Here is a 21,437-nt window from a genome sequence, read left to right as displayed (position 1 = left end):
AGAGAGCCATGGCCGGGAAGCACGAGGATGACGACAGGCGCAGTCGCGACAAGGCGCCGGCGGACAAGTCCGAACAGCAGCAGCCCCAGCCGGAAGATCCCCCGCCGGGCGTGCCGCCTTACAAGGACTGATCCGTGCTGATCCAGCGCGTTGCGCGAGACAGGTCGGTCAACCGGCTCGATCCCGCATACCTCGCGCAATGGCGCGCCTACTATCGCAACATCGTCGAGCGTTATGTCGCTGGCACGCTGTCGTGGACGGATGCCCACAATGCGCTGATGTCCCTCGGCTTCCGCGACCATGCCCTCAAGGTCGAACTGCTCGAACTCGACAAGGCTCGCGCCCGGCGCCCATGATCGTGATCGACGCACCCCACTTCTATGCAGCCGTGGTCTTCGATCGGACCCGGCTAGTGATACGGACGGCGCCCATCCTTCGCTACATGATCGGCTGGGACCGGGTGCGCGTGCTGGCCTATGCGAGAGCGCGCGGATGGCGCGCCATCGAGCGGGACTAGAGCGCTTACTAAATCTTCCTGATGTCCGGTTCGCCCCGACAGCGACTGCCTTTGTGCAACCGCAGCAAATGTCGCGATGGGGCCAGATGCTGACATTCGCATGGAGCGTCGCAGCGGGACTTGACCGGCACGGCGAGGTAGCTGCAGACGGGAAGATGTCCCTACGTCTGCCGCCGCCTTAAGGCGGCGGGCTACCGCCTACGGCCCTCGATCGATGCCGCCGAGTTCGCTGGCCAGACGAGACGGCGCTACTGCTGCTTCTCCCAGAACGACAACAACCCTTGCGACGTGGCACCGCCGATCACGCAGGGAACGCCGACAGCGACTTCTCCGAGCGCAGCAGCGGACACACAGCCGAGGGCAAGCGCGCCCACCCCAACCTGTCCCCAGAAATCGAGGTTGCGGCGGGCATCCGATCCCTTCGTCTTTAGTTCCTCGACTGCTGCGACGGCATCGCGTCGCAAGGCGCTGAGCTGAACGGTGTCGGCGGCCCGAATGACCTCGGTCAGCGGACCCTTCATCGCTTCAGGTTGCTGCGCCAGTTCGCCACGCAGGAATTCGCGCAAGGCGTTGTCGCGCACGGCATAGCTTGCAAGGGTGTAGCGCGCCATGCTGCCCACCGTCAGCTTGTCGATGGTGTCGCGGCTTTTCGACCACGGCAGCATTTGAACGATTGTCATGATCGGCACGTGAGAGCCCGTCGCGAAATAGTAGCCCCAGAGCGTATCCAGCAGATCCTGGCTCGTCGCGAAGGTCAATTTGGTGTCAAGCTTCTTGTCTTCCTTCTTGAACGGATTGCGGCTGAAGGCGCTGCGTAGCTTGTCGAGCATGCCCGGCTTCGACTCTTCCAGGGGAATTTCCGCCAGCGTCGGTAGCGTACCGTTGAGATAGCTGTCGATCATGACCCGCCGTTCCGGCATTTTCGGCGCGATCCGCCGCAGCAGGTTGCGCCAGTCAGGCAGCCCCGAATAGGCAATGGCGCGAACGATGACCCACTCGTCTTCCGGCGGCACGGGGATCAAGCTGTTCACCAGCTGCTCGGCTTTCGGCGGATTCGACCCGATCGCCCCGGCGATGAAGCCGATATAGATCCCCGCGTTTTCGGGCTCTTTGAACGTCTGCGAATGAAAGAGGACGCGAACGGCGGCCGGCACGTGCGCATAGTCCGGCTTGGCGCGATAGTTGTAGATCCACTGTTGCACCACACCGAGCGAGGCGCGCGGATCGATCTGGGAAGCGACTGCGGCGCGAGCCGGACCAATCAGAGCAACCAGTGTGAAGATGAGAGCTGCATAACGCATGTGATGCTCCTTCGCGCTCGCGACGGCGTGCATCGCGAGAGCTTCCAGCCCTTTGGCTAAGCGGCATTTGAAGCGGCCATACGACGAATCTTAGGACGGCAGGTCGGGGGCGCGTCGAAATTGTGGCAGCGTTCACCTTTGGCCTGCAACTGGCCTCGCCTCTGACATTCTTTTGCCCGGCGCCGGAAATTCGATGTCGCCCGTGAGATATCAGGCAGGAGTGACGGGGATATCCAATCGGCGAGACCGGCGGTGCAGTGCGGCGGCGCTGCTTGTCGTCGTGCTCGCGCTGTCTGTCTCGCGGGCGCTGGCTGCCGATCCCGCGACCAGGATCACCGTAGAGGGCAACCGGCGCATCGAGAGCGCAACGGTGCGTTCCTATTTCCATCCCGCGGCCGACGGCCACTACGACGCGGCCGCACTCGACGCCGCGTTGAAGGGGCTGATCGGTACGGGACTGTTCGACCAGGTCAGGATTGATCGCACCGGCGATGGCATCGTCGTGCGTCTGACCGAAGCCAGGCTGCTTGGCCGCGTTGCGTTCGAGGGCAACAAAAAAATCAAGGATCAAGATCTTGCCGCCGCCGTCCAATCGAAGCCTGGTGGTCCATTCCAACGCGCCACGGTGCAGGCCGATGTCGGCCGCGTCATGGAGGTTTATCGGCACATTGGCCGCGAGGAGGTCCAAGTGGTGCCGGAGACGATCGAGCGCGGCAACGACACCGTCGATCTCGTCTTTACCATCACCGAGGGCAAGAAAGCGACGGTACGGCAGATCAATTTCGTCGGCAATCACGCGTTCAGCCGGCGTCAGTTGGCCGCCGTCATCAACACGTCCGCGACGAATGTGCTGAGCTTCCTCACCCATACGGACATCTACGACCCCGACCGGGTTGCGCAGGACCGCGCGCAGCTTCGGCGCTATTACCGCAACCATGGCTATGCCGACGCCGGCGTCACCGACGCGCGCGCCGAATATGATTCGGCCAGCCAGGGTTTTGCGGTGACTTTCGTCATCGACGAAGGCGAGCCCTATCGACTCGGCAGCATCGGTCTCGAGTCGCACGTGTCCGGGATTGATCCCGAGCGGCTGCGTGCCCGGATTTCGGCACGTTCGGGCGTGCCCTTCGACAATAGCCTCCTCGACAAGAGCTCCGAGGCGCTGGCGTTAGAGATGGAAAAGCTTGGCTTTCCCTTTGCACACGTAACCCTTCGCACAAATCGCAACGCGGAGGCGCGGCGGATCGACGTGACCTTCGTGATCAAGGAGGGACCGCGCAGCTACATCGAGCGGATCGCGATCCACGGCAACACAAGGACGCGCGACTATGTGATCCGCCGCGAATTCGATCTCGCGGAAGGTGATGCGTACAACCAAACGCTGGTCGATCGCGCCGAACGGCGATTGAAGAGCCTGAACTATTTCAAGGACGTCAAGATCACGACCCGGCCGGGCTCGGCAAACGATCGCGTGGTGCTCGACGTCGAAACCGTCGACCAGCCGACCGGCGATTTCTTCGTGTCCGGCGGATACTCAACGACCGACGGATGGCTCGGCGAGGTCAAGCTGGGCGATCGCAATTTTCTTGGCACTGGCGCAGCGGTGCAGGCGCGCGTCGGCTACGGCCAGTATTCGCGCGGTGTCGATCTTTCGGTGTCCGAACCGGATATCTTCGACAGCCGCGCCACGGCGGGCGCCGAACTGTTCGGCAGGCAGACCTTTGCCAGCACTTATCAGTCCTACGGGACCGATACCTATGGCGCCAATTTCACGCTCGCGACGCCGATGGCGGAAGAGACCAGCGTGCAGTGGCGCTATTCGATGTCCAACCAGAGTGTCACGCTCGCACCGACTTCGTCAGGCACGACAGTGTCGCTGCCGATCCAGCAGGCCGCTGCGGCCGGGCCTGCCTTGGTATCGGGTATCGGCAGCACGACCACCTACAGCACCCTCGACAACACCAAGAGCCCGACCAGCGGCGTCAACTCGCAACTCAGGCAGGACCTCGCCGGCCTCGGCGGCGACGTCCGTTTCCTTCGGACGACGGGGGATGTGCGCCACTACCAATCTCTCGGCGGCGACCTGGTCGGCCTGGTTCGCGCGCAAGGCGGCTATATAACCGGCTGGGGCGGTCAACAGGCGCCGCTGATCAACAGCTTCTTCGGCGGCCCCGGCATGGTGCGCGGCTTCGCGCCCAACGGCTTCGGCCCGCGCGACCTGACCAGCGGCAGCACGATGGACAATGTCGGCGGCAGCCTGTATTGGGCAACCACGGCCGAACTGCAGAGCGGGATTCCCGGCCTGCCCAACGAATACGGTTTGAAGGGCTCGGCCTTCGTCGATGCCGGAAGCGTGTTTCGTTACACGGGACCCACAACCTTCGGAGGCCAGACGGTTAATGTGGCCAACAGCAACATCCTGCGTTCGTCCGTCGGCGTCGGCCTGACCTGGGCTTCGCCCTTCGGTGCGCTCGCCATCAACTACGCTTTGCCCATCACAAAGGCGGCCTATGATGTGACGCAGCCGTTCAATTTTACCGCCTCGCCGTTCTGACCGGCGAGATGCAGCGCCATAGCGACTTGATTGAGGTTATCCCGCAGCTCGACGTCGCTATCAGTATGCGACGGTGCCGATGCTTGATGTTCTCGAAGTTGGCCGCCTTCACGCGAAGGGCGAACTGCGATCTAAGTTGAACGCCTCACAGCCCAGGGCGCGATCGGGTCGTCTAAGGGGCATTTGCGTCAACTGGATCATGCCGTGGGGACGTCCGGTCCCCCTAGAAGCAGGCGCCAAAGCAAGCGTCGAGGTGGACGCTATGGGCCAATAGGCAAACTCATCAAGCGTCTGATGGCAACAGAGCGTCATCCTCGCTGAGGCTCTTACGGTCGTTGCCACATATGCAATTTGGGGCTCGCTGGCGACATGGATGTTGCATGGACATATGCTTCTCCTTCCTCCGCTCCTGCTTTCGATTCTTATAGGCATTTCGGCGCCGGTAGTAACCAACCAGCAGCGAGTTAGCCTGGACGCGAAGCGAAGTTGAGAAGCGCGCGTCGAGTCCGGCGCCGCCCGCTCCTCCGCTCTGAGCACAGCCGGCACTGATCATCGGCATACCGCCCGCCAAACGGCCCCGGTTCGAATTTCCAACCTGCACTTGGCAATGAGCGTGGGACCCGCGCCAAATCATGCGAAAGCTCCATGCCAGGAACCGGACAGAAATCGCCATACTGGCGAACGAGCTGCTCCAAATCGGTAGGGAACTGCGCGAAGACGCCGAGCCGCCCCGATCTACTGGCGACGCACGATGTAGGAATCGAATGTCTCGCGCCATCGGACGATGTCCCGGACCTGATGAGCTGCGGCTGGATCGGCAAAGAGCGACGAGCCCAGCAGATTAGGGGCATCCCAGCCGGGCGGAGCGGCCGCTTCATCGCCGTAGAGCTCGGACGCTATACTCGCAGCATCCATGCACCCTGCGAGGAACTGCTCGTCATGGGTCGCACTGAGCAGCATGATCTCTTCGCCTATTCGATAGTCGAGCCCGGTAATCTTGCGCCAGGCTTCCGTCTGAATCTGGCGCATCGCGGCCCCCTCGATGGGGCGCGTCTGCCGCTCCGCCGCCAAGGTGATCAGCATGCCCAAGAGCCCGATCATATAAGGTTCAAGCCAAACCGAGTCGGGAATGCCGTCCAGACGGCCTCTGCTTGCTTCAACCAATGGCCGGATCGTCGTGACCGCGGCATTGCGCACACGGAGCACGTCGATCATTGTAAAAAGCCACCTCAGCATTCTGGCTTCCGGCGTTGCCATCGGGCCATCAGCGCTAGCAAACGAGCGTAGCACGGTGGAGTCAAACTGCGCTAGGATGCCAACGTTAGTCGACTTGGCAAGGGATTGCGAGTCGTCGGGACGTCACGCGGGGTCCAGGTCAATGACTGCGAGCAAGCTACCTCCCAAACCGGATTTCAGCGCGCTTGAGGCGACCGCGCCGGAGTCAGCCGGCCATAGAACGACGGTCCTCGCGCTCATTGGCAATCTCATCTTCAATTGGTCGAACAATGAGAGCCTGTTCATTTACGTCCTGATGCTCCTGCTCAGCACGGATGAAGCGTCGGCTGCGTTAGTGTTCGCCACATTGAACACGACGCGCGCCCGTCTCGATTTGATTCAACGGCTGGCCAAGATCAAGATTAGAGATCAAGCTCTTGGTAGAGAGTTGAACAAGCTTATCGACCGCTTCAACGATACGACGCAAGTTCGTAACGAGCTCACGCATTGCATGTATGCGGTCGACGAGAGCGGCGAAATCGTCAAGACCCAGTCCATGCGCGTGGTCCAAACGCGCGCAAGCCTCGCGTTTGGAGAAACGCGGCCGGTCGATGAGGCTCGTCTGAAGGAGCTCTCTGAGACGGTCCGCGCGATGATCCGCATCAACCGAGATGTCTGGGAATTTCTGCCGAAGCTCGAGGCTCACCTGCAGCAATGACGGCATGAGCGATACCTCAAAGGTAGTAGCCTCCCCGTCGAAGCTTACCTCCTTCGGAGAAGAACTCCACCCCTCGGGCCACGCCCACTACTCCGGAAAGGCATTTGAAGATCTCCAGGTCTTCGACGATGCTGCCTGTGCGGACATCAGGCGATGTCCGCAGTCGGGAGAACCGGCTCAACGCAAAGCAGTATCGAAAGACGTGAGGGGTCGCAGACGCAGAAGATCAGCGGCCGCAAACGTTGACGATACTCCAAACCCAAACAGGAGTATCTCATGTCCAAGAAACAGGGCCAGCTTCAGGGTCAAGCTCAGGGCCAGCTGAACTTGCAGGGTCAGGGTCAGGGCCAGTTGAATCTGCAGGGCCAGGGTCAAGGTCAGGGCCAAGGTCAAGGTCAGGGCCAGCACGAGACGCAGACCGCCTCGCAGGCGCTTTACAACTCCAGCGACAATTCCAGCGACAACGACAACGCGAATGGCAACTGGAATGGCAACGGCAACTGGAACGGCAACGGCAACCTGAATGCCAACGGCAACTTCGACCACAACGACAATGACGTCCACAACAAGGTCGACAACGCGGTCAATAACAACGTCGAGAACCATGTCGATTCCAACGTCGACGTCAACGTCAAGGTCGACCTCGATCTGCATGCAACCGGCCTGAGCTCGCCGGTGATCGATATGCACGACATGGGCAACTTCAGCGATTCGCTGATCATGCCGCAGGTCGTGAACCAGACGCTGAACGGTGACGGCAACCAGTTCAACATCGATCAGGTGAACAACCTGGTGAACAATGGGCAGGTTGACAACGCCAATGTCACCTTCACCGGTGCCGAGACCGAGCACGGCGACGGGTTCAGCATGGATGCCAAGGCTCTTGGCGGCGATTCCAATCTCGACCACAGCCATGTCGGCGACGTCGCCGGCACGTCTGCCAGCGGCATCACCTCTCATGCCGACGCCGCCCTGACGCAGTCTGCCTTCACACAGACGATCACGCTGGGCGCCAACATCCAGTTCAACAGCCTGACGATGCAAGTGGCAGGGTCCGACCTGCACGACTCGCACGACACAGGCCTGCATCATTGATCATCTCCTCGGCCCGCGCGGATTCGACCCGCGCGGGCCGCTCCATTTTGGCAGCAATTCATATTGCGACGCTTGAGCTCGCAGAGACTCGATCTGTGAGTGGAGATCGACAATGATTCCGGGCGGCTTGACGGAAGCAATCTCTTATTTTGCCGGTTACCTTCATCTCTTCGATGACATCGCGCGCGATCGCCCGCAACTTGACGGGGGTCCCGGCGCGCGCGCCGCCGACGCGGACGATCCGCCACGCCCGCCCCAGAATAGTGACCCACTGAGCTTCGACGATCTTCAGACGGCCGCCGTGGCACCTCCAGGAAACCTGCCGGACGATATCGACCAATTCCACCGTGCGCCGCAGTCACATCTGCCAAAAATGAGCTGGCCTCACGGAGACGTCCCCGACGAACCGGATCGGCCCCTCCCGCCGTCGCCGCCATTCTTCGGCGGTGGTGGAGGCGGCGGCGGTGGCGGTGCCAGCTTCGAAGTTAAGGTTGTGTATCACCCCGGTGGCGAGCAAAGCGAGATCGAGATCCATCAGGTCAACGCGCTTTTCAATGACGGCAATGCCCTGATCGGGACCACCTATCCCCCGATCATGAACCACCTCATCCAGGTTTCGGATCAACTGCTTGGTACGATGATCCACCAGGTCAGTGATGCCGTTCCGGAGCCCTGGAAGCTTCCGCACGACACGTCCGCGATCGTTTCGTCACTCGGCGCGGTCGACCAAGACTGGAACAACAGCCATGGTGGTTCAGACAATCCCCCGTCCGTGAAGGACGGGTACCAGTTGAACGGGCAGCCCGACGCAACGGAGCCGGATCCGCTTCATCAGAATCTGTCATCGCCTTTCGACAACAAGCCCGCGGACACCGGCCATAGCCTCGGACAATGGGCCGATGTCGGCGACAATCACCTGACCAATGCCGCGCAGATCGTTGATATGGGAAGCGCCTGCAAGACAATGATCGTGCTGGGAAACCAGTACACCACGAATGCGATCTTCCAGGTCAACGCCTGCGCAAACAACGATCATGCCGAAACGAGCGGGAGTTCGGGAGCACCCAGCTCCGTCAATTTCACGCCCGACGAGACGACGAATGCGGCCGGGTTTGTCCAGCACGCATCGGTTTATGCCGGATCTCCGGGAGCGCCGAGCGCCACGTGGGACATCGATGTCGTCCATGGAAATTACTACCAGGTCCACACGCTGACGCAGATCAACTACCTCTCCAACAACGATGCCGTCGAGCAGAAGAGCTCGGATACGCACTACGACGTTGTGGCTGGCGAGAACCAGCTGATGAATCTGGCTCAGCTCACGAATGGTGACTTCAAGTACGACATGATCATCGTGGGCGGATCGTACCACTCCGCCAACATGATCTATCAGTACAATATCCTGGTGAATAACGACATCATCCACTCCGTGCATAGCGCGGGTGGCGCCGGCGGACTGGGTGGACAGTCGATCAGCCTCGGAGGAAACCAGCTCATCAATGCGGCGACGATCGACGCATACGGAGGTCAGGATTTCAATCCGCTCAATGGCGGCCTTCAGCAGATCGTCAACGAGATCGAAAATGGCCAGACCGGCATGGATCCGTCGCTGGCATCTCTGATTCACGGTTACGGCGGAACGCTTCACGTCTTGTACGTGACTGGTGATTATTACGATGTCAACGCAATCTGGCAAACCAACCTTCTACAGAACAGCAACTACGTTCTGCAGGACATGTCGTCGCCCACGCCAGGAAATCCACTCATAGGCGATGGCACAGCGGAGCAGTCGGTCATCGCAGGTCACGATCTGACGCTCAACCTGGCGTCGATCGTCTGCGCGGAGCCCGATCAAACCTTTGTGGCTGGGCATGTCTACTCCGACTCCGTGCTGATCCAGGCCAACATTCTCCCCCAGGGCGCAAGCTCCGGTGGAAACGGTGGTCACTGGAACGATCCTCAAGCGCTTGCTCCGGAGATCGTCGCATTCCTCAACGACACGAAAATCGTGGATGCGACTCCGCATCCCGTCGTTCACGTGACGACCACGGTAACTCACGATGATCCGATGTCACACATGATGCACTAGCAAATGAGCGGAAGCGGAAGGGCGGTGTGATGGACAAATGGGGCATAGGAAGTTCATCGGACACCGCGCGGACCGGCGAGAACGCGCGAGCGCCCAACGTCTTGAGGTTCGATCCGAGAGCCGCCCGCCATGATGCTGTCGCCGCTCCTGACGAACTGGGTGAGGTCCGGACCTCAAACCGTGCAGACATAGCGGATTCCGGCCCGGCAGTCAGTCAGCTGGCCGAGAGAAGGCATCCGCAGGTGCACTCGAAAGACCCGCAGGCGAGTCCTCCGGTGACGAAGGGGGGAGAATCGGGCGCGGCGGTCAATGCTGCGGGGGAAGAACGCAAAGTATCAAATTCAGGCGGATCGAACGGCGGCGGAACGAGGAGCGGCGGAGGCGGTGGCGGCGGATCGTCGCCATTGCAGAAAGCCACGGGAGGCGACGAATACCGGGAAACTCTTTCCAAGGGACTCGCGTCGATCAAGCGAAATTTTCTGACGATTGGAATCTTCTCATTTGTCGTCAACCTGCTGGCGCTGTCGATTCCGATCTATCTCTTCAACATGTCCGATCGCGTTCTGACCAGCCGGAGCATCGACACCCTGATCATGCTCACGACAATCGTTATATTTGCGATCGCAGCACATGTGCTCATGGACATGATGCGTCGTTTCATTCTCATGCGGGTTGCCGTTGATACCGAGGCGCGGCTTGGCGGTCCTGTGCTCAGTGCGGCGGCGAAGGCGGCACAGAGCGGCTCAAGCCGCGAATTCCAGACACTTGCCGACCTGCAGCAGCTTCGGTCCTTCATGACCGGACCGGTCTTGCTGACAATGTTCGATGCGCCGATTGCGCCCATCTATTTGATCGTGGTGTTCCTCATTCACCCGCAGCTTGGATTGATCGTCACCGTAGCCGGTCTTGGCCTGACCGGGCTCGCCTTGCTGAACCAGCATGTCACCGCCGATCCATTTACCCGGGCGAGTGCCTTCGTCACCCGCGCCAACCTTCAGGCCGAAGCCATGGCGCGCAACGCGCAGGTCATAAACGCCATGGGCATGATTCCGGAGGGCGTTCGAGTATGGGGCCAAGAGACGGTGGAGTCCCTCAAGGCGCAGGTGATCGCTCAGGATCGCAACATCCTCATGACCGGCCTCTCCAAATTCCTGAGGTTGGGGACGCAGATCTCAATCCTCGGTTGGGGCGCGGTTCTCGCGCTCGAGGCGCACCTCACCGGTGGCATGATCATTGCCGCCTCCATTGTGTCCAGCCGCGCGCTTGCTCCGCTTGAAGGCACGATCGAGGGATGGCGGAGCTACGTTCACGCACGGTCCGCCTATCAGCGCATCAAGACGCTTCTGCAAAATACCCCGCTCAATCTGCGTCGGCTGCGGTTGCCGAGACCGGAAGGGCGTCTCAGCGTCGAGCGCATTCTCTACGTCCCGCCGCCCACGAAGAAGGTGATCCTGAACGGCGTGAGCTTTCAGCTCGATCCCGGCGAATCCCTCGCGATTGTCGGTCCGTCCGGCACCGGCAAGACCATGCTCGCTAGGATGCTCGTCGGCTCCATCATCCCCACCGCCGGTAACGTAAGGCTCGACCTGATGGATCTGCGCAACTGGGATCCTCGCCAGTTCGGGGAATGCGTCGGCTATCTGCCGCAGGACGTTCAGCTCTTTCCGGCGTCTATCAAAGCCAATATCGCGCGCATGCGGGAGGACGCACGCGACGCGGACATTTTCGATGCTGCGGAAACCGCTGATGTGCACGAGATGATTGCTGAGTTTCCTCAAGGATACGAAACCGTCATCGGCATGGATGGCAGCCCCCTGTCGGGAGGCCAGCGGCAGCGGATCGGACTGGCTCGCGCGTTCTACGGTAGCCCGCGCCTCGTCGTGCTGGACGAACCGAATGCCAATCTCGATACAAGTGGAGAATTGGCGCTGGCCAAGGCGCTGATGCGGGCCAAGCAAAAAGGCACGACCATCGTGGCGGTCACGCAGCGCCCGGCGCTGCTGCAGAGCGTCGACAAGATCATGATCCTGCAGAATGGATCAGTACAGGCGTTCGGAGCGCGAGATGAAATGATCCATCTCCTCTCCGGCCGCAAGCCGCCGAGCGGCGGCGGGCCATCTCCGGGCGGCGCGCCGATCCTCGATGCGTGAAACGCGTACAGTTTATCCAGGGGCCTATCCATGAAGTTCCTCATTGAGGCAGTCAGGCGAAGACGGGTCCAGGAACGGCCATCCTGGGATGCGGATCTTCCGCGTTCTACGAAGGCAGCCACGCTCGGCGGGATCCTGATCATCGCGTCCACCGTCATGGGCTTTGGCGTGTGGGGCAGCACGGCCCCGATCGCCGGTGCGGTGGTTGCCTCAGGCGTGTTCGTCGCGACAGGTGAAAACAAGACGATCCAACATCTTGAGGGAGGCGTCATCCGGAAGATTGCCGTGCGGGAAGGAAACGTTGTCCAGGCCGGCCAGACATTGATGGAGCTGGATCCCACAACGCCTAAGGCTGAACTGCGACGGCTGCAGATCCGACAGAGCCGCCTGATTGCAGAGGACACTCGCTTGCAGGCCGAAATCCACGAGCAGGACGCGGTCAGCTTTCCACACGACTTGACCGAAAAAGCGAGCGATCCGGAAATCCTGGAGATTCTGAATACTCAACGAATGACGCTTGTTGCCCGCCGCAACAATTTGAAGAGCGATATTGCCGCAGTCGAGGCGAGCATCAAGGCGATCGAAGAGCGCATCGAAGGTTCGAAAGTGCAACTCGACAGTGTCAAGCGTCAGATGCACCTCCTCGATGAGGACATCGAGACGAAACAGTATCTTCTCCAATCCGGTCTGGTGAAGAAGCCGGATCTCCTGCTGTTGCAACGGACCAAAGTGAACCTCGAAGGTGAAGTTGGGCGAATCATGGCCGACATTGGTGACGCCAAGGAACGCATCGCCCGTTCCCAGGAGCAAATCACCGGATTACGAAGGGACGCGGTGAAGAAGGCGGTCGATCAGTTGCGCGACGTCCGTGGCGAGCTTGCAGACGTCAACGAGCGGGTTCTTAGTGCCCAGGCGGTGCTCGATCGAGTGAACATAGTAGCTCCGGTTGAAGGTATCGTGGTCAAGATGCGGTATCACACCGAAGGAGGAGTCGTGGAACCTGGCAAGCCGATCATGGAGATCCTGCCGCTCAACGCTGAACTCATCATCGAGGCGCGCGTGAGGCCGCAGGATATCGATAGCGTGAGGCGAGGTCAGCATGCGATGGTACGGCTCACCGCGCTCAGCCAGCGCGTCACGCCGATGATCAGCGGCGATGTTATCTATCTGTCGGCGGATTCCTTGCCGGATGAGCACAAATCCATGCAAGTGGGTCCTACGGACGTCTACGTTGTGAGGGTCCGCTTGAATGCGGCAGAAGCTGCGAAGCTGCCGAATTTCCGCCCGACGCCCGGAATGCCGGCTGAGGTCTTCATCAAGACCACGGAGCGGACTTTCCTTCAGTACATCGCAAAGCCGCTTGAAGACAGCATGACACGGGCATTCCGGGAGCGGTAAGCCGCTCGAAACCTCAACTGGAGTAGCTGACGCCGTGCCATTCACGACGATTTGTCTTCAACGAAGCTATGCAGGTTTAGGCGGTGCGGCATCCTGCTCTCGCGGATAGTCTCGAATGCAATCGCGCGGCCCTCGGCCGCGACGAGTCGGATGCCAGCATATCGGCGATTGATCGCCGCTGATGTTGGCGCCCAACAAACCAGGCACAACAGACAGCCGGCAAGAAGAACAATGGATCAAGTGACGTTGGTCGTCGCGCGTGCGATCGAGAGCGGCGCGGCGACGACGAAGGGTATTGTCGACGCGACCGGATTATCCCGGCTCAAGGTCGAGCGTGCGTTGAACGCACTGGAGAAGCAGAAGCTGGTCTTCCGCGAGAGTCAGGGCTGCTGGGCCCTCGGCATACCGGTGACACCGACCGTCCGGGAGTGCGGATCCTGCACCCTCTGCTGCAAGGTGCTTGAAGTGACCGATATCGGCAAACCGGTCAACCAGTCCTGCGAGCACATCATGGCCGGCGGAGGATGCGATATCTATGCACAGCGTCCCCGGCAGTGCCGGTCGTTCAGTTGTGCCTGGCTGCAGGGTCATCTCGATGACGACTGGTTTCCCGAAAAATCAGGCATTGTGCCGCATTTCGGCCTGGACGCACTCAACGTGCAGGTCGATCTCGATTGTCCCGACCGGTGGCAAGAGGAGCCGTATTTCAGCAAGCTCTGCGAATTGTCCCTCGACGGAATCAGGGTAGGCGGAAGCCGCCGCTATGCCACGCTCGTCATCGTAGGTTCCGACAGATTTCTCCTGCTCGGGCGAACCGTCGTTCCCGATCCGACGCTGTTCGGCACGGCCTTCGTGCCCACCTCGCATGATACCTTCCGCTACTGGAGGGCCAGGTCGCTCGAGCATTTGCAGCGGTTGAACGATCGCGTCATCGAGATTCAGCGCATCCAGCAAGAGCTCGGCTATTGCGCCATCCCCGATGACGACGACCCTCACCCGCCCTATCGGCCCACCCTCCTCCGGCTGACGAAAAACCTGCACGCCGCGTCCTAGAGACGATCGCGCCTGAACGTAGCGCGATCGTGCAAACCCGATACGAGCAGAGAGCGCGACGGGATATCGATGTCAGTCGCGGGCGTTGGAACGCCTCCACGAGACAAGCGTTTTCGTGATGTTGCATGGGACCTGCGACACCTCCTTTGATCGGTGTTCAAGCTCGGGAAGAAACAGGGTGCCCTACGCACTGTTCGATCGCGATCGCCAAATCGACCAGGCCTTTCCGACAGAAAAGGAAGCCTGGGAACATGCGTTGATATCCGGGCTCGTCCTTGATGTCCCGGTCGCGGACGATGCAGCCGGTCAGGTGCTTCCGGCCGGCTATCAAATGAGGTTCGTGTCAGGCGACGGCGAGCTGATTGATCCGCCGAAACGGAATTCGTGATCCCTGCGACCGCAACGGGTTCAGCGATGGCTCGCGGGAGACCGTGCCGCGCGAGCGATCAAAGCCAGCCAATAACCGAGGATGACGGCATGGTCGACACTGGCAAGATCTTCCGTGTTCGCTGCATCGACAACACGTTGCAGCGAAACACGCTCACCGTGGGACATATCTATGAGGTGACCAAAGTCCACGAGCGAGATGACTATTACGAGTTGGGCAGCCTGGGCCGCTTCAGCCGCTCCAGATTCGAGATCGTACGTTCGGCGCCGGCGAACGATGACGAGGATCCCCCGCCTGCCGACAAGAGATAGACGGGAGGCAGCCCTCCCGAGAGGCGACAAATCCACAATGCCGACAAGCGGAAACGGCAGGCCGCACACAGGCTAGACGCGTGGCGTTCTGGATCGTGGGCCGAGCGCCGGGCGTGGGTTCACCGGCCAGACCCGCAACACGAGGTCCTGTTAGTCAGCGGCGCGCGACGATCACTCCAAGCAGGAAGGCGATGCCTAGCGCCTGAACCGGCGCCGTGCGCGTGACGTCGCGCAGCCGCCGCAGCGGGTCCGGCTACGACCGGTTGGTGCCACAAGCCGCCCCATCCAGATCGGCCTTGTGCTCGTCGGACATTGCGCGGATCGCCCGCGAGGCTCGCGCGATCCGCGCGTCGTCGCCTTCCGTGTTCGCTTCCGCCCTGCCTTCCATGGATGCGCCTCTACCCGCCACTCAGATGATGGGCGGCAGCGAACAAGACCAACCCGCACAGCACCAGGGCCGAAGCGGCACCGGCGGCGCTGCGCGCAAGTTCTGCTTTCGAAAGATTGGTTCGTGTCGACATCTCAGCACTCCATTCGTGCGGGCATGGCCGCACGCGGAACGCCGGCCTAGCCCATTGGCATTGGGTCATCTGACATCATGAAGACAAAACGGATTGGCCTGGGCTCGGTTCCAAGCGGCATGCCCCGTGGCGACTGTACGGATCGCTTTTGGAACCTGTGCGTTGATGGTTCTGGCCAGAGGCTTGAGGTGCGGGTCGAGCGGCCCGCGGAACGCTAATCAGGCAATCGGAGACGCAATGCTGATCCGCAGGGGGCGGCTTCAACCGACGATCTGGGCGGTCGTCGTTCTGCTTGCGACGGTGACGGCCGCCGCCGCCGAGGGCGGTCAGGCGAGCCGCGCGTCGGAATTCACTTTCCTGGTTCAGGTCGCGCTGCTGATCGCGGTCGGGCGCGGCCTCGGCGAATTGATGCAGCGGATCGGCCAGCCCTCCGTCATCGGCGAGCTGCTGGGGGGCCTGCTGCTCGGCCCGTCCCTGTTGGGCTGGGTGTGGCCGTCGGCGCAGGCTGCGATCTTTCCGTCATCCGGCGAGCAAAAGGCGCTGATCGACGGCGTCGCACAGTTCGGTATCCTGCTCTTGTTGCTGCTGACCGGAATGGAGACCGACCTCAAGCTGGTGCGCAAGGTCGGCCGCGCCGCGATGACGATCTCGATCGCGGGCATCGCGGTGCCGTTCGTCTGCGGCTTTGCGCTCGGCCAGGTGCTGCCGCAGAGCCTGCTGCCGCATCCCGAGGCACGGCTGATCGCCTCGCTGTTCCTCGGCACGGCGCTCTCGATCTCATCGGTGAAGATCGTCGCCGTCGTGGTGCGCGAGATGAACTTCATGCGGCGCAATGTCGGCCAGATCATCGTCGCCTCCGCGATCATCGACGACACGATCGGCTGGATCATCATCGCCATCATCTTCAGCCTGGCCTCGCGCGGCAGTCTCGATCTGCTGTCGGTCTCGAAGGCGCTGTTCGGCACCCTCGCCTTCCTCGCGGTCAGCTTCACGATCGGCCGGCGGCTGGTGTTCCGGTTGATCCGCTGGGCCAACGACAATCTGGCGAGCTCGGCCGCGGTGATCACCGTCATCCTGCTGCTGATGAGCGTGATGGCGATGATCACGCATCTGATCGGCGTCCACACCGTGCTCGGCGCCTTTGTCGCCGGCGTGCTGGTCGGGGAATCCCCGATCCTGACCCGGCAGATCGACGAGCGGCTGCGCGGACTGATCTCGAGCCTGTTCATGCCGGTCTTCTTCGGGCTTGCGGGGCTGAGCGCCGATCTGACCGTGCTGAAGGATCCGTCGCTGCTGCTGCTGACCGGAGCGCTGGTGCTGATCGCGAGCATCGGCAAGTTCGGCGGCGCCTTTGTCGGCGGCGCGCTCGGCGGCCTGACGCGGAAGGAATCCTATGCGCTGGCAAGCGGCATGAACGCGCGGGGTTCGACCGAAGTGATCATCGCAACCATCGGACTCCAGGTGGGCGTGCTCAGCCAGACCATGTTCTCGATGATCGTGACCATGGCGATCCTGACCACGATGGCGATGCCGCCGACGCTGCGCGACGCGCTGGCAAGGCTTCCGCTCGGCAAGGAGGAGAAGGAACGGCTGGAGCGCGAGGAGTATGAGCAGCGGGGCTTTGTCGCCAATCTCGAGCGGCTGCTGCTCGCGGTCGACGAAAGCATCAACGCCAAGTTCGCGGCGCATCTCGCAGGCCTCCTCGCCGGCGGACGCGGCCTGCCGATCACGGTGCTGCATGTCGGGGGGCGCGCCAGGCGGGAGAAGAAGCGCAACGAGAAGGAAAGCCCGGAGACAGCGGTCATCAACGCGGCCAAGGCGAGCGCCGAGGCCGAACCTGACGGCGGCGGCGATGTCGACGTCCTCACCCGCGCGCCGGAGAAGATCGCGGCAGAGGCGATCGCCGAGGAGGCCAAGAAGGGTTTCGATCTGCTCGTGGTCGGCATGGACAAAGTCGCCAGCGGCGACGGCGGGTTCGACAAGCGGATCGACGATCTGACGTCCGGCTTCGACGGTCCGCTCGCGATCGCGGCTGCGAAGGGCGTCCACCGGAAGGAGCCGACCGCCAACGCCCGCAGGATCCTGGTTCCGGTCTCCGGCAGCAATGTCTCGCGCCGCGGCGCCGACGTGGCGATCGCGCTGGCTCGGCTCGGCACGGAGCCCTTACAGGTCGTCTATGTCTCGACCACGCGCGACAAGGGTGCGCGCCGGACCGGCGCCAGCATGTCGCTGGCTCGCGAGGAAGCGATCCTGAAGGACATCGCGGCGACCGCCGCGCGCTACGATGTCCGGGTGGCCACGACCTTGCGCGCCAACACGGCGCCCGAAGTGGCGATCCTGCAGCAGATCGTGGCTGTCGGCGCCGATCTCGTCGTCATCGGTGTCGACCGCATCCGGGGCGACAGCCTCGATTTCGGCAGCGTCGCCGCAGCCGTGCTCGCCAAATCCAAGGCGTCGGTGTTGCTGGTGTCGGATGGCGAGGTCAGGCCGAAGGACTGAGGCGCTCTGGCGCCCTACCAGTCGTCCGGGCAGGGATCGACGATCTTCCAGAGTTCGGGCCCGTTCTTGATCTTCTTCATCTCGGTGGTGAGCCCGCCGTTGCGGCGGATCCAGTCCTTCACCGAGCTGGGGTAGTAGGACATCAGGTCCGAGGTGCCCTCGAGACTGGTGACCTTGATGCCGAAGGTGAAGGCCTTGTCGTAATAGGCCTGGTGGAAGCCGAGGCTCGCCCGCGGCGTGACGCAGATCTTGTTCATCGGCACGATGCCGAACACCAGCGTACAGGCCGAGTTGCAGATGCCGTCGATGATGACGCGCTCGCCGCGGTCGCGGATGCGCTTGTACTTGGCCTTGTACTCCTCAACATAGCCGCCATGGTCACGCGTGATGTGCAAATCGGCCCGCGCAGGCGCGGCGGCCAGGACGAGAAACAGCACGGCAGGGGGCGTGATGCGCATCGAATGTTCGAAACCGAAGTGCCCAAAGAATATCGGCGGATGATCGGCCGGGGGGCCGGACCTGACCGCAAGACTCTGGCCGGACTGTGTTGGCAATCCGTTAAGCATGCGCAAAAAGGCGAAATTTGGCGCGCTGTGACTGATTTCCCGCAGCTTTTCGCCCGATTCCGGGTTAAAAAGATGATGGATCGGCCGAAAATGCCGATTCCAGCGCGATGTCAGGAGGCCGCCAATGACCAGACTGAAGCTTTTCGCCGCCACGGCCTTCGCCGTCCTCGCCGTTGCCCCGGCGGTCGCGGCGGACCTGTCGGTTTACCCGCACCACCGGCATCACCATTACCGGCACCACGTCCATCGCGGCCTGCCCTACCACATCAGCTACCTGCACAATTACGGCCCCGGCCCGACGCCCGGCAGCTTCGCCTATTACGACGGCCCCACCAGCAACAAATGCTATCAGAGCGCGGCGGCCTATATCGGCCAGGACCACCGCCGGCATCCCTGCGAGTGAAATCCGTCCCCTTCACGCGAACCTGTCGCCAGGTCGCCCAAAAACGCGGTCAGCGGCCGCTGGCCGTTTCGGCTCAAGTCTGCTAAGCGACCTCTGGCCAACGCGCTCGTAGCTCAGCTGGATAGAGCATCGGATTTCGATTCCGAGGGTCGGGAGTTCGAATCTCTCCGAGCGCGCCACCCGGTACGGGTCCGTTCCGGACACATCGGCTACGGTTTATTCCGGAGACACGGGTACAGCTTTAGGTCCGAACGTTGTCGATCGGTCCGAGCCTCGTTCACCTGTTCGATTTGGACGTTCTGACAGCACTATGGAGCGCGAGCGGCTTCGTCTTCCAGAGCCATTCGCCTACACTCGATGCTGATAACGGACGCCCTCCGCACGAGCGCGTCCGTCATGTCATCCTTGCTGAGTCGCTGCACCGTCTCAGGCGCAACACAAGACGAGAATGCTAGAAGTTTGGCTCGATGTTGTGCTGGGCGCAAATGAGCCTGGCCTTCATGCTCGTCACATAGGGATCTTTGCTGATCTGGCAAAGCCTGGACGCACCATGGCTCTCCTTGGTGACGACCGGAGAGCCTCCCTTGAGCAAGGACTCCATTGGGAAGCGGTAAAGATCACCGGTGCCGCGCTCAACATAAGCGCCCGGTTCGCTGAGGTCTTCCCAATCAATTTCCAGGAGTTTGACGCGATGGGCCGACTCAATTGAGTTTTCTTGCTTGGCCATAGCAGAACCCTCCATGTTCGAGTGTTCCTGCCCCCCAGCGGGCCTCAGCGCCCGTCTGGTCCCGCGAGGCTACCTCAACGACGCAAAAAGAGAAGCGGAGAAATAAGGAAATGGTAAGTTCCTCCCGCTGCCGTGCGTGCCGCCAAAGGCAACGCAACGCAAGATTGGCCGCCGCGTCAGGCTGCAAGCGCCGCGGGAGGCGGGCCCACGAGGCGCAGTGCAAAATCGCAGGCCGTCGCAGTATCGCGGATTGGGCCGCATGGCGGGCTGCTCCGTCATCGCGCTACTGCGAATGAATAGTGTCCATCTTCATCGGCCGTGGCGCGCCAACATCGTCAGTTCCCAGTCAGCGCGCGTCTCGTCGAATTTCAGGATGTACAACGCCCCGTCGCGGCCTCGGACTTTGACGTAGCGGTAGTCCGGCCCGTACCATTGATCGAGCGCTTCGACGACGTCGATCCGACGGTTATCGAAATGAAGCGCCCGCAGCATCGGTGTGCCGTCGTCATCAGGATGGATCTCGACTTGAACGCGCATGATTTGCGCTCCAATGAGGGTGGCGCTGGATGCCGCGGCAAGCAGCGAACCGGGTCAGCGCTGCGACGGTCGAGTCGACCTCGCATTGGCTTGCATGGGGGCGCGCGCATAGCGCTCCGGGATAACGATCGAGGGATCGGCTGGGTCCAGCGCGTCGTGTGTGACCACCGTGCCCACCAGTGCGGTCGTCGCAAGATCGAACTCGGTCTTCCGCGGGGAGGCAAGCGAGGCCTGCACGCGCATGCGGTAGAATACGTAGGCCGCAAGCAGCGCCTGGACTATCGCGGTAAACAGGAATAGCGCGCGCGGTCCTTCGGCGGACATGAAGGTGGCGGCAATGAGAGGCCCGACCACCGAACCGAGGCCGTTGGTGAGCAGGATTGTAGCGGCGATCGGTACGACATCACTCGCGGGGGTCTTGTCATAGGCGTGGGCAGCGGCAAGCGAATAGCCGGGCAGCGCAAGCGCACCGAAGAGAATGCCGAACAGCAGCAGCGTCGTTCCAGACGCGGAGATCAGCCACGAGGCGACGCCCGCGGCGGCGGCTCCGATCAAGAGAACAAGCAGCACCCGGCGGCGATCGACGCGGTCGGACAGATGGCCCACCGGCCACTGGACGATCGCTCCTGCCAGCACCGCCGTACTCATGAACAACGCCGCCTGATTGATGCTGAGGCCGCTGCCGGCGGCCGATAGCGGCGCAAGCCCCCAGAATGCACCGTTGGCAGCGCCAATCATGAAACTTGCGACAAGCGCGACCGGCGCCGCGCGATAGAGCTGTTCGACGCGAAAGCTGACGATGGTAAGCGGTGCTGGTTGCGCTGCGCGGGTCAGTGCCACCGGAACAATAGCCAAGGAGGAAAGCATGGCGGCCACCATGAAGTTCCCGGCCTCGGTGATCGGATAGAGCGTCACCAAAGCCTGACCAAGTGTGATGGCGCCATAATTGACCACCACATAAGCCGACAGCACGAGCCCGCGAGTCTCGTTGGAGGCGCGATCGTTGAGCCAGCTCTCGACCACCAGGTAGAGACCGGCGAGGCAGAGGCCGGTTACGCCGCGGAACGCAATCCAGGCCGCGACCACCGGCACGAGTGCGTAGCCAAGCGCCACGGCGGCCGCCACCGCCACCATTGCTGTAAAGGCGCGAATGTGTCCTGCGCGCAGGATCAGATAAGGCGCGAGCAGACAGCCGCTGACGAAGCCGACATAATAGGCAGAACTGATGACGCCGAGTGCAAGATCGTCAAAACCTTCCGCGCTGCCGCGCAACGGCAGCAAGGTGAATTGCAGGCCACTACCTGCCAGCAGGAACGCGAGCCCCAGGAGCAACGACACGATCGGGCGCAAGGTCTTCGGCATCCAGATCGACCCAACAGTCATCGGAGTCCAGAT

Annotated in this window: 20 protein-coding genes and 1 tRNA gene; 15 read left to right on the top strand and 6 right to left on the bottom strand. The window is 61.8% G+C overall.

Annotation, left to right across the window (positions count from 1 at the left end; all coding sequences use genetic code 11):
- Nucleotides 1–8: 8 nt before the first annotated feature.
- From MTX23_RS15065 to MTX23_RS15055, 3 genes are read left to right on the top strand one after another with little or no spacing between them, the layout of a single operon-like run.
- Nucleotides 9–131, top strand: coding sequence for a hypothetical protein (locus MTX23_RS15065; RefSeq protein WP_280977451.1), 123 nt, complete (start codon nucleotides 9–11; stop codon nucleotides 129–131).
- Between the two features lie 3 nt (nucleotides 132–134).
- Entirely contained in the window at nucleotides 135–356 is a 222-nt protein-coding gene (locus MTX23_RS15060) for a hypothetical protein (RefSeq protein ID WP_280977450.1), read from the top strand.
- The gene (locus MTX23_RS15055; protein WP_280977449.1) at nucleotides 353–517 is read left to right on the top strand and encodes a hypothetical protein; all 165 of its coding nucleotides are present in this window, start codon (nucleotides 353–355) and stop codon (nucleotides 515–517) included. The genes MTX23_RS15060 and MTX23_RS15055 overlap by 4 nt, the downstream gene beginning before the upstream one ends.
- A gap of 248 nt (nucleotides 518–765) precedes the next feature.
- Here the strand turns inward: MTX23_RS15055 and MTX23_RS15050 are convergent, their stop codons facing one another.
- A complete protein-coding gene (locus tag MTX23_RS15050; RefSeq protein WP_280977448.1) occupies nucleotides 766–1,851 on the bottom strand; it encodes a hypothetical protein in 1,086 nt (361 codons plus the stop codon).
- Between the two features lie 160 nt (nucleotides 1,852–2,011).
- On the opposite strand from MTX23_RS15050, the gene bamA reads away from it, so the two are divergent.
- Nucleotides 2,012–4,372: an outer membrane protein assembly factor BamA gene (gene bamA / locus MTX23_RS15045; RefSeq protein ID WP_280977447.1), complete on the top strand. Its 2,361-nt coding sequence runs from the start codon at nucleotides 2,012–2,014 to the stop codon at nucleotides 4,370–4,372.
- Between the two features lie 735 nt (nucleotides 4,373–5,107).
- Here bamA and MTX23_RS15040 read toward each other — a convergent pair.
- Complete coding sequence (locus MTX23_RS15040; protein WP_280977446.1) at nucleotides 5,108–5,587, bottom strand: hypothetical protein; 480 nt, start codon at nucleotides 5,585–5,587, stop codon at nucleotides 5,108–5,110.
- A 163-nt stretch (nucleotides 5,588–5,750) separates the two neighbouring features.
- On the opposite strand from MTX23_RS15040, the gene MTX23_RS15035 reads away from it, so the two are divergent.
- The 9 genes from MTX23_RS15035 to MTX23_RS14995 all read left to right on the top strand — a co-directional run bounded on the left by MTX23_RS15035 (nucleotide 5,751) and on the right by MTX23_RS14995 (nucleotide 17,809).
- Nucleotides 5,751–6,305, top strand: coding sequence for a hypothetical protein (locus MTX23_RS15035; RefSeq protein ID WP_280977444.1), 555 nt, complete (start codon nucleotides 5,751–5,753; stop codon nucleotides 6,303–6,305).
- A 276-nt stretch (nucleotides 6,306–6,581) separates the two neighbouring features.
- Complete coding sequence (locus tag MTX23_RS15030) at nucleotides 6,582–7,400, top strand: hypothetical protein (RefSeq protein WP_280977442.1); 819 nt, start codon at nucleotides 6,582–6,584, stop codon at nucleotides 7,398–7,400.
- Between the two features lie 112 nt (nucleotides 7,401–7,512).
- On the top strand, nucleotides 7,513–9,489 hold the full coding sequence (locus MTX23_RS15025) for a hypothetical protein (protein WP_280977440.1): 1,977 nt from the start codon (nucleotides 7,513–7,515) through the stop codon (nucleotides 9,487–9,489).
- Between the two features lie 29 nt (nucleotides 9,490–9,518).
- Nucleotides 9,519–11,639, top strand: a complete 2,121-nt coding sequence (locus tag MTX23_RS15020) for a type I secretion system permease/ATPase (RefSeq protein ID WP_280977438.1) — start codon at nucleotides 9,519–9,521, stop codon at nucleotides 11,637–11,639.
- 30 nt (nucleotides 11,640–11,669) lie between these two features.
- Nucleotides 11,670–13,037 carry an HlyD family type I secretion periplasmic adaptor subunit gene (locus MTX23_RS15015; protein WP_280977437.1) on the top strand — a complete coding sequence of 456 codons (1,368 nt, stop codon included), beginning with the start codon at nucleotides 11,670–11,672 and terminating at the stop codon, nucleotides 13,035–13,037.
- A 231-nt stretch (nucleotides 13,038–13,268) separates the two neighbouring features.
- On the top strand, nucleotides 13,269–14,090 hold the full coding sequence (locus tag MTX23_RS15010; RefSeq protein ID WP_280977436.1) for a YkgJ family cysteine cluster protein: 822 nt from the start codon (nucleotides 13,269–13,271) through the stop codon (nucleotides 14,088–14,090).
- A gap of 178 nt (nucleotides 14,091–14,268) precedes the next feature.
- On the top strand, nucleotides 14,269–14,478 hold the full coding sequence (locus MTX23_RS15005; protein ID WP_280977435.1) for a hypothetical protein: 210 nt from the start codon (nucleotides 14,269–14,271) through the stop codon (nucleotides 14,476–14,478).
- Nucleotides 14,479–14,567: 89 nt separating this feature from the next.
- Nucleotides 14,568–14,789, top strand: a complete 222-nt coding sequence (locus tag MTX23_RS15000) for a hypothetical protein (protein WP_280977433.1) — start codon at nucleotides 14,568–14,570, stop codon at nucleotides 14,787–14,789.
- A gap of 758 nt (nucleotides 14,790–15,547) precedes the next feature.
- Nucleotides 15,548–17,809, top strand: coding sequence for a cation:proton antiporter (locus MTX23_RS14995; RefSeq protein WP_280977431.1), 2,262 nt, complete (start codon nucleotides 15,548–15,550; stop codon nucleotides 17,807–17,809).
- Between the two features lie 14 nt (nucleotides 17,810–17,823).
- Here MTX23_RS14995 and MTX23_RS14990 read toward each other — a convergent pair whose 3' ends face one another.
- Nucleotides 17,824–18,267, bottom strand: a complete 444-nt coding sequence (locus MTX23_RS14990; RefSeq protein ID WP_280977430.1) for a hypothetical protein — start codon at nucleotides 18,265–18,267, stop codon at nucleotides 17,824–17,826.
- A 232-nt stretch (nucleotides 18,268–18,499) separates the two neighbouring features.
- Here MTX23_RS14990 and MTX23_RS14985 point away from each other — a divergent pair, with 232 nt between their 5' ends.
- Both MTX23_RS14985 and MTX23_RS14980 read left to right on the top strand, forming a co-directional pair.
- Nucleotides 18,500–18,778 carry a hypothetical protein gene (locus tag MTX23_RS14985; protein ID WP_280977429.1) on the top strand — a complete coding sequence of 93 codons (279 nt, stop codon included), beginning with the start codon at nucleotides 18,500–18,502 and terminating at the stop codon, nucleotides 18,776–18,778.
- Nucleotides 18,779–18,880: 102 nt separating this feature from the next.
- Nucleotides 18,881–18,957 (top strand) — tRNA-Arg (locus MTX23_RS14980).
- A 272-nt stretch (nucleotides 18,958–19,229) separates the two neighbouring features.
- Here the strand turns inward: MTX23_RS14980 and MTX23_RS14975 are convergent.
- The 3 genes from MTX23_RS14975 to MTX23_RS14965 all read right to left on the bottom strand — a co-directional run bounded on the left by MTX23_RS14975 (nucleotide 19,230) and on the right by MTX23_RS14965 (nucleotide 21,425).
- Nucleotides 19,230–19,505, bottom strand: coding sequence for a hypothetical protein (locus tag MTX23_RS14975; protein ID WP_063701733.1), 276 nt, complete (start codon nucleotides 19,503–19,505; stop codon nucleotides 19,230–19,232).
- A 309-nt stretch (nucleotides 19,506–19,814) separates the two neighbouring features.
- On the bottom strand, nucleotides 19,815–20,042 hold the full coding sequence (locus MTX23_RS14970; RefSeq protein WP_280977428.1) for a hypothetical protein: 228 nt from the start codon (nucleotides 20,040–20,042) through the stop codon (nucleotides 19,815–19,817).
- A 54-nt stretch (nucleotides 20,043–20,096) separates the two neighbouring features.
- Nucleotides 20,097–21,425: an MFS transporter gene (locus tag MTX23_RS14965; RefSeq protein ID WP_280990757.1), complete on the bottom strand. Its 1,329-nt coding sequence runs from the start codon at nucleotides 21,423–21,425 to the stop codon at nucleotides 20,097–20,099.
- Nucleotides 21,426–21,437 lie beyond the last annotated feature (12 nt).

The organism is Bradyrhizobium sp. ISRA436 (genome assembly GCF_029910015.1).
Lineage (GTDB): Bacteria > Pseudomonadota > Alphaproteobacteria > Rhizobiales > Xanthobacteraceae > Bradyrhizobium.
The sequence above is the reverse complement of the archived record's forward strand: the minus strand, read 5'-3'. Positions and strand labels throughout refer to the sequence as shown.

What these genes read in the sequence shown, in the direction of transcription:
- MTX23_RS15025 (WP_280977440.1), top strand. Translation starts at nt 7,513, where the DNA reads ATGATTCCGGGCGGCTTGACGGAAGCAATCTCTTATTTTGCCGGTTAC.
- MTX23_RS14990 (WP_280977430.1), bottom strand. Translation starts at nt 18,267, where the DNA reads ATGCGCATCACGCCCCCTGCCGTGCTGTTTCTCGTCCTGGCCGCCGCG.
- MTX23_RS15055 (WP_280977449.1), top strand. Translation starts at nt 353, where the DNA reads ATGATCGTGATCGACGCACCCCACTTCTATGCAGCCGTGGTCTTCGAT.
- MTX23_RS14975 (WP_063701733.1), bottom strand. Translation starts at nt 19,505, where the DNA reads ATGGCCAAGCAAGAAAACTCAATTGAGTCGGCCCATCGCGTCAAACTC.
- MTX23_RS15030 (WP_280977442.1), top strand. Translation starts at nt 6,582, where the DNA reads ATGTCCAAGAAACAGGGCCAGCTTCAGGGTCAAGCTCAGGGCCAGCTG.
- MTX23_RS15050 (WP_280977448.1), bottom strand. Translation starts at nt 1,851, where the DNA reads ATGCACGCCGTCGCGAGCGCGAAGGAGCATCACATGCGTTATGCAGCT.
- MTX23_RS15020 (WP_280977438.1), top strand. Translation starts at nt 9,519, where the DNA reads ATGGACAAATGGGGCATAGGAAGTTCATCGGACACCGCGCGGACCGGC.
- MTX23_RS15010 (WP_280977436.1), top strand. Translation starts at nt 13,269, where the DNA reads ATGGATCAAGTGACGTTGGTCGTCGCGCGTGCGATCGAGAGCGGCGCG.
- MTX23_RS15035 (WP_280977444.1), top strand. Translation starts at nt 5,751, where the DNA reads ATGACTGCGAGCAAGCTACCTCCCAAACCGGATTTCAGCGCGCTTGAG.
- MTX23_RS14965 (WP_280990757.1), bottom strand. Translation starts at nt 21,425, where the DNA reads ATGACTGTTGGGTCGATCTGGATGCCGAAGACCTTGCGCCCGATCGTG.
- MTX23_RS15040 (WP_280977446.1), bottom strand. Translation starts at nt 5,587, where the DNA reads ATGATCGACGTGCTCCGTGTGCGCAATGCCGCGGTCACGACGATCCGG.
- MTX23_RS14995 (WP_280977431.1), top strand. Translation starts at nt 15,548, where the DNA reads ATGCTGATCCGCAGGGGGCGGCTTCAACCGACGATCTGGGCGGTCGTC.
- MTX23_RS14970 (WP_280977428.1), bottom strand. Translation starts at nt 20,042, where the DNA reads ATGCGCGTTCAAGTCGAGATCCATCCTGATGACGACGGCACACCGATG.
- MTX23_RS15065 (WP_280977451.1), top strand. Translation starts at nt 9, where the DNA reads ATGGCCGGGAAGCACGAGGATGACGACAGGCGCAGTCGCGACAAGGCG.
- MTX23_RS14985 (WP_280977429.1), top strand. Translation starts at nt 18,500, where the DNA reads ATGACCAGACTGAAGCTTTTCGCCGCCACGGCCTTCGCCGTCCTCGCC.
- MTX23_RS15015 (WP_280977437.1), top strand. Translation starts at nt 11,670, where the DNA reads ATGAAGTTCCTCATTGAGGCAGTCAGGCGAAGACGGGTCCAGGAACGG.
- MTX23_RS15000 (WP_280977433.1), top strand. Translation starts at nt 14,568, where the DNA reads ATGGTCGACACTGGCAAGATCTTCCGTGTTCGCTGCATCGACAACACG.
- bamA (WP_280977447.1), top strand. Translation starts at nt 2,012, where the DNA reads ATGTCGCCCGTGAGATATCAGGCAGGAGTGACGGGGATATCCAATCGG.